General features: G+C 64.2%; 14 protein-coding genes. 6 read left to right on the forward strand and 8 right to left on the reverse strand.

The genetic code is table 11. From position 1 onward, the window contains the following. Positions 1–8: 8 nt before the first annotated feature. From PAQ31011_RS08620 to phnG, 4 genes are read right to left on the reverse strand one after another with little or no spacing between them, the layout of a single operon-like run. Entirely contained in the window at positions 9–935 is a 927-nt protein-coding gene (locus PAQ31011_RS08620; RefSeq protein WP_150575403.1) for an alpha-D-ribose 1-methylphosphonate 5-phosphate C-P-lyase PhnJ, read from the reverse strand. Next, on the reverse strand, positions 932–2188 hold the full coding sequence (locus PAQ31011_RS08625) for a carbon-phosphorus lyase complex subunit (protein ID WP_150575404.1): 1257 nt from the start codon (positions 2186–2188) through the stop codon (positions 932–934). Before PAQ31011_RS08625 ends, PAQ31011_RS08620 begins: the two co-directional genes overlap by 4 nt. After that, positions 2188–2820, reverse strand: a complete 633-nt coding sequence (gene phnH, locus PAQ31011_RS08630; RefSeq protein ID WP_150575405.1) for a phosphonate C-P lyase system protein PhnH — start codon at positions 2818–2820, stop codon at positions 2188–2190. Before phnH ends, PAQ31011_RS08625 begins: the two co-directional genes overlap by 1 nt. Next, entirely contained in the window at positions 2821–3312 is a 492-nt protein-coding gene (phnG, locus tag PAQ31011_RS08635; RefSeq protein ID WP_150575406.1) for a phosphonate C-P lyase system protein PhnG, read from the reverse strand. 94 nt (positions 3313–3406) lie between these two features. Between phnG and phnF the strand changes: the two genes are divergently transcribed. From phnF to phnN, 3 genes are read left to right on the forward strand one after another with little or no spacing between them, the layout of a single operon-like run. Beyond that, positions 3407–4168, forward strand: coding sequence for a phosphonate metabolism transcriptional regulator PhnF (phnF, locus tag PAQ31011_RS08640; RefSeq protein WP_150575407.1), 762 nt, complete (start codon positions 3407–3409; stop codon positions 4166–4168). Further along, entirely contained in the window at positions 4165–4932 is a 768-nt protein-coding gene (locus tag PAQ31011_RS08645; protein ID WP_150575408.1) for a DUF1045 domain-containing protein, read from the forward strand. Before phnF ends, PAQ31011_RS08645 begins: the two co-directional genes overlap by 4 nt. Beyond that, positions 4929–5513: a phosphonate metabolism protein/1,5-bisphosphokinase (PRPP-forming) PhnN gene (gene phnN, locus PAQ31011_RS08650; protein ID WP_150575409.1), complete on the forward strand. Its 585-nt coding sequence runs from the start codon at positions 4929–4931 to the stop codon at positions 5511–5513. Before PAQ31011_RS08645 ends, phnN begins: the two co-directional genes overlap by 4 nt. On the opposite strand, the gene PAQ31011_RS08655 is transcribed toward phnN, so the two are convergent. After that, on the reverse strand, positions 5487–6059 hold the full coding sequence (locus PAQ31011_RS08655) for a TetR/AcrR family transcriptional regulator (protein WP_150575410.1): 573 nt from the start codon (positions 6057–6059) through the stop codon (positions 5487–5489). The genes phnN and PAQ31011_RS08655 overlap by 27 nt on opposite strands. Further along, positions 6056–6592, reverse strand: coding sequence for a dihydrofolate reductase family protein (locus PAQ31011_RS08660; protein ID WP_150575411.1), 537 nt, complete (start codon positions 6590–6592; stop codon positions 6056–6058). The genes PAQ31011_RS08655 and PAQ31011_RS08660 overlap by 4 nt, the downstream gene beginning before the upstream one ends. 268 nt (positions 6593–6860) lie before the next feature. Here PAQ31011_RS08660 and PAQ31011_RS08665 point away from each other — a divergent pair, with 268 nt between their 5' ends. From PAQ31011_RS08665 to purU, 3 genes are all read left to right on the forward strand, one after another. Further along, the gene (locus tag PAQ31011_RS08665) at positions 6861–9350 is read left to right on the forward strand and encodes a GcvT family protein (protein ID WP_150575412.1); all 2490 of its coding nucleotides are present in this window, start codon (positions 6861–6863) and stop codon (positions 9348–9350) included. Between the two features lie 110 nt (positions 9351–9460). Beyond that, on the forward strand, positions 9461–10312 hold the full coding sequence (locus PAQ31011_RS08670; protein WP_150575413.1) for an NUDIX hydrolase: 852 nt from the start codon (positions 9461–9463) through the stop codon (positions 10310–10312). 123 nt (positions 10313–10435) lie between these two features. After that, positions 10436–11308: a formyltetrahydrofolate deformylase gene (gene purU, locus PAQ31011_RS08675; protein WP_150575414.1), complete on the forward strand. Its 873-nt coding sequence runs from the start codon at positions 10436–10438 to the stop codon at positions 11306–11308. A 63-nt stretch (positions 11309–11371) separates the two neighbouring features. Here purU and PAQ31011_RS08680 read toward each other — a convergent pair whose 3' ends face one another. After that, a complete protein-coding gene (locus PAQ31011_RS08680) occupies positions 11372–12082 on the reverse strand; it encodes a GntR family transcriptional regulator (RefSeq protein ID WP_150575415.1) in 711 nt (236 codons plus the stop codon). 18 nt (positions 12083–12100) lie between these two features. Next, positions 12101–13111 (reverse strand): asparaginase, encoded by a 1011-nt coding sequence (locus PAQ31011_RS08685; protein ID WP_150575416.1) that lies wholly within the window; start codon positions 13109–13111, stop codon positions 12101–12103. Between the last annotated feature and the right edge of the window lie 36 nt (positions 13112–13147).

Consider the following 13147-nt stretch of genomic DNA (forward strand, 5'->3'; position numbering starts at 1 on the left):
CACCGCATTCATGCGCGCTCCTTCGCGGCGTGCGCCACATCTGCCATGTTTGCCGACGTGCGGTCGCCGCAGTAATCGCTGTCCGAACACACGTACATGCGGGTGCCTTCGTCGTCCGTGATCACTTCGTCGAGGAAGCTGTCGGTCGCACCGCACAGCGCGCAATGCGCGTCCCACTTCTGGATCTCGAACGGGTGGTCGTCGAAGTCGAGACTCTCGACCGACGTGTACGGCGGAATCGCGTACAGACGTCGTTCGCGTCCCGCGCCGAAAAGTTGCAGCGCCGGGTTCATATGCAGCTTGGGGTTGTCGAATTTCGGAATCGGGGAGGGCGACATCAGATAGCGCCCGTTGACGATGACCGGATAGTCGTAAGTTGTGGCGATCGCACCGTGACGCACGATGTCTTCGTACAGACGCACGCGCATCAGGCCGTATTCGCCGAGCGCATGCAGCTTGCGCGACTCAACGATGCGCGGCTCCAGACGGAACATCGGTTCGGGCATCGGCACCTGATACACGAGAATCTGGCCTTCGTGCAGCGAGACTTCGGGAACGCGGTGGCGGGTCTGGATGACGGTCGCATCAAGCGTTTTCGTCGTGGTGGCGACACCGGCCGTGCGCGCAAAGAAGCGACGAATGTTCACGGCGTTGGTCGTGTCGTCCGCGCCCTGATCGATGACCTTGAGCGTGTCGTCGGCCCCGATCACGGCGGCGCTGACCTGAATACCGCCCGTGCCCCAGCCATACGGCAGCGGCATTTCGCGGCTGCCGAACGGCACCTGATAGCCGGGAATGGCCACAGCCTTGAGCAGGCTGCGGCGGATCATGCGCTTGGTGTGTTCGTCGAGGAACGCGAAGTTATAGCCGTCGGCCGTGGCGGCGCTGGCCGTAGACGCTTGGGCGGTGTTTTGCAACGTGGCGGCGTCGTTCATGCAGCCTCCTGAGTGTTCTGGGCGGCGGGTGCAGCGGTGTCGTCTGCTTGCGTGCCCTGTGTGCCCTGTGTGCCGTTTGTACCGTTCGTGCCGTATTTGGCGGCGTGCTCGGCGCGCAGACGGCGCACCAGTTCCAGCTCGGCCTGGAAGTCGACGTAGTGCGGCAGCTTCAAGTGCTGCACGAAGCCCGACGCTTCGACGTTGTCGCTGTGGTACAGCACGAATTCCTGTTGCTGCGCGGGCGAGGTGGCTTCGTCGCCCAGTTCGTTCGTGCGCAATGCGCGGTCGACGAGCGACATCGCCATCGCCTTGCGCTCGTTGTGGCCGAACGCCAGGCCGTAGCCCTGTGTGAACTGCGGCGGAACGTCCTGATTGCCACCGAACTGCGTGACCATCTGGCACTCCGTCACCGCGATCTCGCCAATGTCGATGGCGAAGCCGAGTTCTTCCGGTTCGATCTCGATGGACACCTGACCCAGACGTATTTCGCCCGCGAACGGGTGATCGTTGCCGTAGCCGCGCTGCGTCGAATAGCCGAGCGCGAGCAGAAAACCTTCGTCACCGCGTGCGAGGTTTTGCAACCGCGCCGTGCGCGACGCCGGTGTGAAGAGCGGCGAATGCACGAGGTCGTGCGGCTCGGGATCGGCACCGTTGGTGTTCAGCGGTTCGAGCAGACCGTCGCGCTTCATGATGTCGGTGACGCGCGTGGTCGCCGCGATGGGCGGCACGTCCGGGATCTCGGCGACGGTGGACGTCTGCGATGCTGCGGCCGGTGCGGCGTTCGCACGAACTTCGCCAGCCAGCGGTGCATGCGTCGTTGCGTCGGACGTCTCGCCTTCAAGGCCTTCCGCCAGCAGCGCGAAGTCCAACAGACGCTGCGTGTAGTCGTACGTGGCCCCCAGCACCTGACCGCCGGGCACGTCCTTGAACGTGGCCGAGATGCGGCGCGACAGACGCATCGACGCCGTATCGATCGGTTTCGTGGTGCCCAGACGCGGCAACGTCGTGCGATACGCACGCAGCAGGAAGATCGCTTCGACCAGATCGCCCGAGGCCTGCTTGATGGCCAGTGCTGCGAGCGTTTCGTCGTACAACGCGCCTTCGCTCATCACACGGGAGACGGCGAGACGCATCTGTTCACGAATCTGCGTGACGGTGAGCGCGGGGACTTCGGGATTGCCGCGTCGCGCTTTGGCGAGCAGGTCCCAGGATTGTTCGATGGCGCGCTCGCCACCTTTGACTGCGACGTACATCAGCAAACCTCCACATGCGTGGTGCGCGGCAGCCCGAGCACCGTGTCGCCGGCGGCGATCAACAGGTCGAGGCCAGCGGGAAAGCGCGGTGCGAGTGCGGCGCGTGCCTGCCAGAAGGCGGCGTCCAGACCGCCGACGGTGACGTCCGCGTGGGTCTGAATGCCCGGGCCGCGCAGACGAAGATGCAGGCCGTTGCCGGTGTGACCGACGCTCAGCGCGGGCACGTCGACGATCAGCGTGGCGCTGTGCTCGGGCGATTCAGCCGTGCCGAACGCGAAGCGCTCAAGGGCCGGGCAACTGGCGGGGTCGGTCAGCAGCGCGAACTGCGCTTGTGCGAGATCGGCTTCGCCGCTGAGCAACGGTGCCCCCGTGTGAAAGCGCAGGGCGCTGGCCACTTCACCGAGCGGTGATTGCAGCCAGACGGGTGTCGTGGCGTCGGCCAGCGCGAGCAGCGTGGCGCGCGCAGCGATGCTGGCTTCGTCGCTGTGGCCGAGACGCTGGCCGACCTGACGCAGTTGGCCGGGGCGCGCGAGGGCATCGAGCACTGCGCGGAAGACGCCCTGCGCGTCGTGGACCGGATCGTCGAAACCGGGTTGCAGTGCCGACCAGTCGGGCATGGTTGCCGTCAACATTCAGGCCTCCCGGACCATGGTGAAGAACTCGACGCGGCTGGCGGCCACGTCGGCATCGTTCTGCGCTGCGGTGGCAGCCAGACGTTCGGAGATTGCGGTGAGCGGACCCGCAGCAAGCACGCCGCGGTGCTGCGGCATTTGCATCAGCGCGTCCAGACGCGCCACACGCACGGCGCGCTCGGCATCGCGGCCCAACACATAGCCGGTGCCGACCACACCGTCCTGCTGACGCAACGTGCAGCGCGTGACGGTCGTCTCGCCAAGGTTGAAGCGATCGCCGCTGCCACCCACACGGCCCTGCACCAGCACGAGGCCGGTCTGCGGAGCGCGCAGCCAGATGAATTGCGGGGCGTCGGGGCAACGGGCGATGGCGTCGTCGAGTTCGTCGCACGTGGCGCGTGCAAACAACGCAAGCCACTTGGCGCGATCCGCCCGTTCCTGCTGGGCGGCGGCGTCCTCGTCACGGGCGGTGTCGGGAGATGTGATTGGCATAATTGTCTAGTCGTATAGACGTGTGTATGATCGCAATAACTTCAGATGGGGTACTGCTCGCGGCCTCATTACAACTTTCCGGGGTGTCAATTTGATGACAGCACAACTCGAACGTGGCGGCGGTGTTGCGGTCTGGCGGCAGATCGCGCAGATTCTGGCCACGGAAATCGGCGAGCGTCGTTATGGCGAAGGCTCGCCGGACGACCGTCTGCCGAGCGAGACGGATCTCGCGCAGCGCTTCGGCGTGAACCGTCACACGGTGCGCCGCGCGATTCTCGGTCTGGCCGAGCAGGGGCTCGTGAACGTCGAGCACGGACGCGGTACCTTCGTGCAAGCGGCCGCCATCGGTTACGTGATTGGACGCCGTACCCGCTTCACCGAGAACCTGTCGCAGAACAATCTGAAGACCGCGCAGCAGATCATTTCCGCACACAAGCTCAAGGCCGAAGGCAGCGTCGCGCACGCGCTGGGGTTGCGTGCGGGCGCAGCGGTCTATCGGCTGGAACTGGCTCGACGCAGCCTTGATCCTCAGGGCATCGAACTGCCGCTGGCATACAGCGAGAACTGGTTTCCGGCGTCGCGCTTTCCCGACTTTCCGGATGTGTTCGCCGAGCACGAGTCGATCAGCGCCACGCTCGCTATCTTTGGCGTGAAGGACTACACGCGTCTCGAGAGCCGCATCGGTGCACGTATGCCGGACGCCGATATTGCCCGTCACCTTGGGATCAACCGTCAGCAGCCTGTGCTGAGCGTAGAAAGTACGGATGTGGACGAAGCAGGCAAGCCGATCAAATACGGCATTGCCTACTTCCCGGCAGACCGTATGCAGCTTGTGGTGCAGGGGGCAACAGAATGAACGAAGCAGATCGACAGCAGCAGAAGCAGCAACAGCATCTCGACTTGTCGGTGGCACGTTTTGCGATTTACTACGCGCCGCCGTCCGGCTCGTGCTGGTGGCACGAAGGCAGCCGCTGGCTGGGGCGCGATGCGATTGCAGCGCGCGTGCTTCATGCGCCGACAGTCGAAGGGTTGTCGCGTTCGTTGCACGACCTCACCGCCGATCCGCGACGCTACGGATTGCATGCCACGCTCAAAGCGCCGATGCGGCTCGCGCCGCAAGCGCGACTGAGCGATCTGTCGGGCATCGCAACGGCGGTGGCGGCGCGTCATGTGCCGTTCGATCTGACGGTCCATACCGATGTGATCGGCACCGACAGTGGCAAGTCGCCCGGCTTCGTCGCGTTGCGCCCCAAGGCAGGCACTGCCGACGAGAAGGCGGTGAATGCGCTGGCGGCCGATTGCGTGCAGGCGTTCGACCCGTTGCGTGCACCGATGAACGAGGCCGAACTCGCCAAACGAAATCCGCATCTGCTAACGTCGCGTCAGCGCGAGTGGCTGGCGCAGTGGGGGTATCCGTACGTGTTAGACGAATTTCGTTTTCACGTCACGCTCTCCGACCGTGTGACGGCGGGTGACGCCACGGTCATCAGCGACTGGTGGCAGCCGCGCGTGCAGGCACTTGGGCCGATGCGCGTCGACAGTCTTGCCATCTTCGTGCAACCGACGCCGGGCGAGCCCTTCGTCATGTTCGAACGTTTTGCCTTCAGGGAAGCTGCATGAATCGCGCACGTCTGTTTTACGTGATGGGGCCGTCCGGTGCGGGCAAGGATTCGTTACTTGCGTACGCGCGCGCGAAGCTCGATCACGTGTCGTCCGCTCCTTCGTCCCCCGCTTTGCCGGTGTGCTTCGCGCATCGCTACATTACGCGCCCACCCTCGGACGGAGAGAACCACATCGCGTTGTCGCACGCCGAATTTTCGGCGCGGCATTCGCTCGGTTGCTTTGCGCTCGACTGGGAAAGCCACGATTACCGTTACGGCATCGGTGTCGAAATCGACGCGTGGATGCACGCCGGTGCCAATGTCGTGGTGAATGGTTCGCGTGCATTCCTGGCGCAGGTCGTCGCACGCTATGCAGAACGTCTGCATCTGGTGGAGATTCGCGTCGACCCGGAAGTGCGTGCGCAACGTCTGGCGAAGCGTGGCCGCGAATCCGGCGACGCACTCGACAAGCGTGTGGCGCACAGCGTGGCATGGACGCCGCCCGAGGGCATCCCGCTTTCGGTCGTCGACAACGACGGCGCGCTCGAAGCGGCGGGCGATTCGCTGCTCGCCTTATTGACGTCGCGGGCCGAGCGCTGACAGCAGGCAGTCGAGCGCTCGCCGATAGTCGTGATCGTCCGGTGGCGGTGCGGCGGGCGCGTCGTCGTCACGCGCAACGGGCAGGCCACTGCCGTGCGCATGATCGATCAGGATGTCTCGCCACAGAAGCGGTTCCGTCGTCATGGTTTGCAGCAGTCCGGTCAGACGGTCGGTGATCTCGCGCGTCACACCGGCAAACGCCGCGGGTGTGGCGAAGATCGCGAGCGTCAGTTGTGGATGGCGACGCACGGCCGCGTGATACCGGATCAGAATCTCGCGCACCTCCTCATGACACGCGAGGCCCGCTTCGATGTCTTTGAGCACGTCGGCATACACCGTGTCCGACAGTGCGCGCAACAACCCGGCGTAATCCTCGACGTGATGGTAAAGACTCATGGGTGTGACGCCGAGCCGATTGGCCAGCGCGCGCATGCTCAGTCCCTTTCCACCACTTTCGCTCTCGTCGAGCAGCGTGAGCGCCGTCGTCAGGATGGCGTCTCGCGTGACCCCGGTGCCTTGAGCGGGCCTGCCGCGCGGCCGCCTCACGCAACGACTCGATAAGTGGACTGCACCAATCCCGACGCAAAGCGCTGGCTGTCGATCAACTGCAAGTCGACGTCATCCGACAATGCGCCGAACAGCGATCTCCCCGCGCCGATCAGCACCGGCACGGTCGTGACGACGATGTCTGCGATCAACCCTTCGCGCAAAAACGACTGCACGACCTTTCCCCCGTCGACATAGATCCGGCCCACGTTCTCCCGCGCCAACGCCTGCATCAGCGCGCCCGGCAACAGGTCGGAGAAGCGCACTTTTCCCTTGAGTGCATCGGGTACCGGTGTGTTCGCCAGTTGCGTCGACAGCACCGTCACGGGCAGATCGTAGGCCCAGGGGCCCATCGTCAGCACCTTCTCATACGTACCGCGCCCCATCACGATGGCGTCCTTGTCGGCGATGAAGGCAGCGTAGCCGTGGTCCTCGGTGGGATCGTCGCGTTGCAGCAACCAGTCGATGTCGCCATCGGGCCGGGCGATGAAGCCGTCGAGGCTGGTGGCGATGAAAGCGTGCGCTGTCGTCATGGCGTGGTTCGTCATTATTTATACGTCGTATATTTTTTCGCAAATGACCGCCAAACACAAGTGGTACGGCCGTTGGCATGTCGGCGGACGCCTGGCGCACGTGTGATCGCCGCATTGATGTCGACAATGTGTCCGTCAATTTTGTGTTGCATTATGTGTTGTAATGTTGCAAATTATTGCAATGATTTTGAAGTTTCAGTAGTCTCGCGTCATCGCTCATGTCATTGCCCGGCTTTTCGGCCGAAGCAAGTCTTTCCGGAGTCCATCCATGCCTTCAGCCTTACCCACTCATGCCCGTGTCGTCATCGTCGGCGGCGGGATCGTCGGTTGTTCCGTTGCCTATCACCTGGCCAAACTCGGCTGGACCGATGTCGTGTTGCTGGAGCAGGGACAACTGTCGTGCGGCACCACATGGCATGCCGCCGGGCTGGTGGGGCAACTGCGTTCGCAGGAAAGCATGACCAAGCTCATCCGCTATTCCACGAAGCTCTACAGCGAGCTGGAGGCGGAAACCGGGCTTGGCACGGGATGGAAGCAGTGCGGTTCGCTGTCGGTGGCACGCAGCGCCGAGCGTATGACGCAGCTCAAGCGCACTGCCGCCGTGGCGCGCGCCTACGGCGTGCAATGCGACGTGATTTCGCCGCGCGAAGCAGGCGAACTCTGGCCGGTCATGCGTACTGACGATCTGGTGGGCGCCGTGTGGCTGCCCGGCGACGGCAAGGCCAACCCGACCGACCTCACGCAAGCGCTCGCGCGCGGGGCGCGCAGCCGTGGCGTGCGCATCGCGGAGAACACGCGCATCACGCAGATTCACACGGCGTCACCCAACGGCATTCGTACGGCGACAGGGGTGTCGTGGCAGAACAAGGACGGCGAGAGCGGCCGCATCGATGCCGAGATCGTCGTCAACTGCGCAGGTCAGTGGGCCAAGGCAGTGGGGCGCATGTGCGGCGTGACCGTACCGCTGCATTCCGCCGAGCACTACTACATCGTCACCGACCGTATCGCGGGCGTGCACACCGATCTGCCGGTCATGCGAGACCCCGACGGCTACATCTACTTCAAGGAAGAAGTCGGCGGTCTCGTGATGGGCGGTTTCGAGCCGAACGCCAAGCCGTGGGGGATGAACGGCATTCCGGAGAATTTCGAGTTCCAGTTGTTGCCCGACGACTGGGACCAGTTCGAAATCCTCATGGAGAACGCACTCATCCGAGTGCCCGCGCTGGAGACGGCTCAGATCCGCCAGTTCTACAACGGGCCGGAATCCTTCACGCCGGACAACAACTTCATCCTAGGCGTTGCGCCCGAGCTTCGGAATTTCTACGTCGGTGCGGGCTTCAACTCGATGGGCATTGCGTCGGCGGGTGGGGCGGGCATGGCGCTCGCCGAGTGGATCGTGGCGGGCGAGCCGACGATGGACCTCTGGCCCGTCGACATCCGTCGCTTCGCGGGCTTCAACGGCAACGACACATGGCTGCACGATCGCGTGAAGGAGACGCTCGGCCTGCATTACGCCATGCCGTGGCCGAATCGCGAACTCGATACGGCGCGTCCGTTCCGCCGCTCGCCGCTGTATGCGACGTTGCTGGCGAAGGGCGCATGCTTCGGCAGCAAGATGGGTTGGGAGCGGCCGAACTTCTTCGCGCCGTCGCCCGATGAGGCGAGCATCGAGTACAGCTTCGGTCAGCAGAACTGGCACGCGTGGAGCGCGGCGGAGCATCATGCGTGCCGCGACGCTGTGGCGCTGTTCGACATGAGTTCGTTCTCGAAGCTGCTGATCAAGGGACGCGACACTGAGCGCGTGTTGCAGACGTTATGCAGCAACGACGTCGCCGTCGCCCCGGGGCGCACTGTCTACACCGCGATGCTCAACGAGCGCGGCGGCTACGAATCGGACTTCACGCTCACGCGCCTCGCCCCGGACCAGTATCTGATGGTCACCGGCTCGGCCCAGACGACACGCGACATGGACTATCTGGAGCGACGCATCGCCAGCCTGCCCGACGATCCGCGCTGTACCGTGGTCGACGTCACCGGCCAGTACGCTGTGCTGGCGCTGATGGGACCGAACTCGCGTGCGTTGTTGCAGCAGGTCTCCAAAGCCGATTTCTCTAACGAAGCGTTCCCGTTCGGCACCAGCCGCGAGATCGATCTCGGCTACGCGGCGGTGCGTGCAACGCGTCTGACTTACGTGGGCGAACTCGGCTGGGAGTTGTATGTGCCGGTCGAATTCGCGGTCGGTGTCTACGAGACGTTGCACGCGGCGGGCGAAGCGTTCGGGTTGAAGGATGCGGGCTACTACGCCATCGACTCATTGCGCATCGAGAAGGGCTATCGCGCGTGGGGACGCGAACTGACGCCGGACGCGAACCCGGTCGAGGCTGGACTGACGTTCGCCTGCAAGCTCGCGAGCGACATCGCCTTTACGGGACGCACGGCTGTCGAGCTTGCGAAGTCGAAGGGTGTGCGCCGCCGTCTCGTCAGCGTCGCGCTCGACGGCGCGAGCGACAAGATGCTGTGGGGTGGCGAAGCGGTGTTGCGTGACGGTCAGCCGGTCGGGTTCATCTCGTCGGCGGCCTTCGGTCACACCATCGACGCCCCCGTGGGCCTCGCCTATCTGACGCACCCGGACGGCCCGGTGTCCACCGAGTACATCGAGACCGGTCGTTATCAGGTCGATCTCGCGGGCGAACTGCTCGATGCCCGGGTGCAGCTGCGCGCGCTGTACGACCCGAAGGGGGAGCGGGTGAAGGGCTGAACGCCCTCCATCACCCCGCGCTTCGGGCGAACTCGTCGCCGCTTCTGTAAAATGCCGCTTTTGCCTCGATTTCGTGCGCCAACGCCTGGCGCGCGTCCGGTCTCTGACGTATGTCTTTTGCTTGTATTGCGGCGGCGCGCCGCTTCGACGACCGAGCGCATCTGCCGCTCGTGATCGGTTCGCAGCGTTTTGGATGGATTCGCCGTAGCGACGTCGAGTCGCTGTGCCGCTGGCCCGACGTGTTCGAGATCAGCTCGCTCGCCGTGCGCATTCATCCGCGTCACGATACGTGCGAAGCGCGCACGGCGGCGCTGGCACCCGTGATCGAAACCCTCGCCGCCGAGGGACACATCACCGGCTGGCGCAACGAGCGTTACGCGATCCGGCAGCGTCTGTACGACACACCGCTGGCATGGATCGAACGTGCGGCCTCCCGCTTTTTCGGTACGCGCACGTTCGCCGTGCATGTGAACGGCTATGTGCCCGCTCGCTTCGTCGGCGAAGCGCCGAAGATGTGGATCGCACGCCGCAGCGTGCTCAAGGCCACCGATCCGGGCTGTCTCGACAACCTGTCGGCCGGGGGCATCGGCAACGGCATCGGCGTGGGCGACACGCTGGTCAAGGAGTGCTGGGAAGAAGCAGGCATTCCGGCTTATCTGGCCAACGAAGCGCGTCCGGGCCGTACGCTGCACATCCTCGCGGAAATTCCCGAAGGCGTGCAGTCCGAGCAGATTTTCGTCTACGATCTTGCGCTGCCGCGCGGGTTCGTCCCCGAGAATCAGGACGGCGAGGCGAGCGCACACTGGCTGTGCTCGGCCGGCGACGTACGCGACGTGATCGCGCGCGGCAAGATGACGGTCGACGCAAGCCTCGCGAGCCTCGACTTCCTGCTGCGCGAAGGCGCGATCCGCGTGAAGGACTGCGCCGGTATCGAGGCGCTGTTCAAGCCGGCGGACGAGTAAGCCCGCGCCGGAACGTACCGAAACGCGCCGAATGCCGAGTGCGCACGCGACCGGCATCGAATCACAGCATCACCGAATTTCAACACTGCAACGCTCATTGCAAGCCTTTGCCCAGGAGCAATCATGGCACCGATCGAAAATAGCTACATTCTGAAGTTGTCCTGCCCGGACCGTCCCGGCATCGTCCACACGGTGGCCGGTTTCCTGGTCGAGCGCGGCGGCAACATTCTCGATTCGGCGCAGTTCAACGATCGCTTTACGGGCGGCTTCTTCATGCGCGTGCATTTCCAGCAACTGCCGGGCCAGACCGATCTGGCTTCGCTTCAGCGTGACTTTGCGCCGCTGGCCGAGCAGTTCGAGATGGAATGGGAACTGGTCGACGCGTCGATCAAGCCGCGCGTCATGCTGATGGTCTCGAAGATCGGCCACTGCCTGAACGATCTGCTGTTCCGCTACAAGACCGGTCAGTTGAACATCGAAATCCCGGTGATCGTCTCGAACCACAAAGATTTCTACCAACTGGCGGCGAGCTACAACATCCCGTTCCACTATCTGCCGCTCATGAATTCGACGCCCGAGTCGAAGGCTGCGCAGGAAGCCAAGGTGTTCGAGCTGGTCGAAGACAACAACATCGATCTGGTGGTGCTGGCCCGTTACATGCAGGTGCTCTCCAGCGACCTGTGCAAGAAGCTCGCGGGTCGCGCCATCAACATCCACCATTCGTTCCTGCCGAGCTTCAAGGGCGCGAAGCCGTACTATCAGGCGTTCGACCGTGGTGTGAAGCTGATCGGGGCGACGGCGCATTACGTGACGTCCGACCTCGACGAAGGTCCGATCATCGAGCAGGAAGTCGAGCGCGTCGACCATACGATGGACCCGGAGCAACTGACCGCCATCGGTCGCGACGTGGAGTGTGTGGCACTTGCGCGCGCCGTGCGTTTTCACGCCGAGCACCGCATTCTGCTGAACGGCCACAAGACGGTGATCTTCCGCTAAAAGGTCACTTCAAAAACAGGGATCGGCACCGCCGCAGGCGATGCCTGGCCGCCGATGAGGCGATCAGTCGTTGGCGGCCGCTTCGGCTTCGCTCTGCTCGATGGCCTTGACGATGATGCGCAGCGTGGCGTCGAGGTGATCTTCCGTATGCCGCTTGGCGGCGGCCACGTCGCGTGCACGGTACTCGTCGAGCATCTGCTGGTGCTCGAGATTACTGACTTCGACGTGCACCGGCCGCATGTACAGCGACAGCGCAATGTAAGGGCCGGACGCATCGCGTAACGTCTTGATGAGATGCGCCAGACGGGATTCGTCCTGCGATGCCCACAGTGCTGCGTGAAACGCCTGATTCAGCTCGGTCCATTTCACGACATCCTGCGTGGCGAGCATTTCCGCGTGAAGCGCCTGTGCGTGCGTGAGGTCCGCTTCGCTGATCGTGGCCATCGCCTGCTCGGCCATCATCGGTTCGAGCGTCTTTCGCAATCGGTAGAGCTCGTTGACGTCGTCGACCGTCAGACCACGCACCACCGCGCCGCGATGAACGTCGAAGAACACCAGCCCCTCGGAGACGAGCGTGCGCAGTGCTTCGCGCACCGGCGTGGTCGACATCTCCAGACGGCGCGCGAGGTCGTCCTGCCGCAGGCGGTCGCCCGCCTTGAGCTTGCCTTGCAGAATCTCGGTGCGCAGTGTCTCGATGGCATATTGATATGCCGTGAGACGGCGGCGGCCAGACGTGCCGGACACGCTGGCAGATGCGGAGGACGTGCTTTTCAAAGCGGTGTGGTGTGAGGATTATCGACGCGTGAGTTTACTCCAATTCGTCAGGGCCTCCGTTACTGCACCGGGTGCCACGCCCGAGGCAAGGAGCGCCGTCACGAGCAGCCGTGACTTGAGTCCTGAGAGCCAGCCGGACATCACGGCCCCGCGTCGGACCAGATCGATTTCCGCCCCCACGTAGCCGTAAGTTTGCGACGCCGTCGAGCCACCCGCTGCCCGGCTCGCGATCACCACCGGGACCTTTTGCGTCAACTCGCCGATACGCTCGGCGAAGCCGAACGACACGTGGCCCGCGCCCTGCGCCGCGATCACCACGGCCTCATAACCCGCTCGCACGGCCAGCTCGGCAAGCTCTCCCTCGTCGCCCAGCACGGCGCTCAACAAAGCCACCTTCGGCCACGCCCGGACCGGTCGTGCCAACGGCTGCGCACGCACCGGGGCAGCGTGGAAAAACGTCGGACGACCTTCCACCAGGCGTGCAGCAACGCCGCCGTCGAGCGACACGAAGGCCTGAACCGCCAGCGAATCGCCCTTGCTGACCCAACGCGCATAGTGCGCCGTGTCGTTCATCACCACCAACACACCCCTGCCGGCACTGTCGGGATGGATCGCAGTGCGCACGGCCGACAGCAAATTTGCGGGACCGTCGGCACCGGCCGCCTGTGGTGCGCGCATCGCGCCGGTCAGGATCAGCGGTGCGGGCAGCTTCCAGAACAAGTCCAGCAGGAATGCCGTCTCCTCCAGCGTGTCGGTGCCCTGGGTGAGCACCACACCGACGGCGCCTGCCGCGATCTGTTGCTCGGCCCAGGCAAGCACCTCCATCAGGTCGTCGTAGCGCAGCGACGCGCTGGGAAGCTGACGAATCGACGCCGTCGTGATCGTCGCGACCTCGGACAAACCGGGCACCGAGCGCGCCAGTTGGGTGGCATCCAGCGTGGGGACGACGCCGCCTGCGGCGTCGGAGGGCGTCATGCTGATGGTGCCGCCAAGCGAGGCGACGGCAACCACGGGAAGTGAATTGGACATGGTGGAGGCTGGATTTTTGATTTCAGTTGATATGCA

The sequence above is a fragment of the Pandoraea aquatica genome (genome assembly GCF_902459565.1).
Lineage (GTDB): Bacteria > Pseudomonadota > Gammaproteobacteria > Burkholderiales > Burkholderiaceae > Pandoraea > Pandoraea aquatica.

Excerpts from the sequence above, each read along its gene's own strand:
- PAQ31011_RS08620 (WP_150575403.1), bottom strand. The coding sequence starts at position 935 with ATGAACGACGCCGCCACGTTGCAAAACACCGCCCAAGCGTCTACGGCC.
- PAQ31011_RS08625 (WP_150575404.1), bottom strand. The coding sequence starts at position 2,188 with ATGTACGTCGCAGTCAAAGGTGGCGAGCGCGCCATCGAACAATCCTGG.
- phnH (WP_150575405.1), bottom strand. The coding sequence starts at position 2,820 with ATGTTGACGGCAACCATGCCCGACTGGTCGGCACTGCAACCCGGTTTC.
- phnG (WP_150575406.1), bottom strand. The coding sequence starts at position 3,312 with ATGCCAATCACATCTCCCGACACCGCCCGTGACGAGGACGCCGCCGCC.
- phnF (WP_150575407.1), top strand. The coding sequence starts at position 3,407 with ATGACAGCACAACTCGAACGTGGCGGCGGTGTTGCGGTCTGGCGGCAG.
- PAQ31011_RS08645 (WP_150575408.1), top strand. The coding sequence starts at position 4,165 with ATGAACGAAGCAGATCGACAGCAGCAGAAGCAGCAACAGCATCTCGAC.
- phnN (WP_150575409.1), top strand. The coding sequence starts at position 4,929 with ATGAATCGCGCACGTCTGTTTTACGTGATGGGGCCGTCCGGTGCGGGC.
- PAQ31011_RS08660 (WP_150575411.1), bottom strand. The coding sequence starts at position 6,592 with ATGACGACAGCGCACGCTTTCATCGCCACCAGCCTCGACGGCTTCATC.
- PAQ31011_RS08665 (WP_150575412.1), top strand. The coding sequence starts at position 6,861 with ATGCCTTCAGCCTTACCCACTCATGCCCGTGTCGTCATCGTCGGCGGC.
- PAQ31011_RS08670 (WP_150575413.1), top strand. The coding sequence starts at position 9,461 with ATGTCTTTTGCTTGTATTGCGGCGGCGCGCCGCTTCGACGACCGAGCG.
- purU (WP_150575414.1), top strand. The coding sequence starts at position 10,436 with ATGGCACCGATCGAAAATAGCTACATTCTGAAGTTGTCCTGCCCGGAC.
- PAQ31011_RS08685 (WP_150575416.1), bottom strand. The coding sequence starts at position 13,111 with ATGTCCAATTCACTTCCCGTGGTTGCCGTCGCCTCGCTTGGCGGCACC.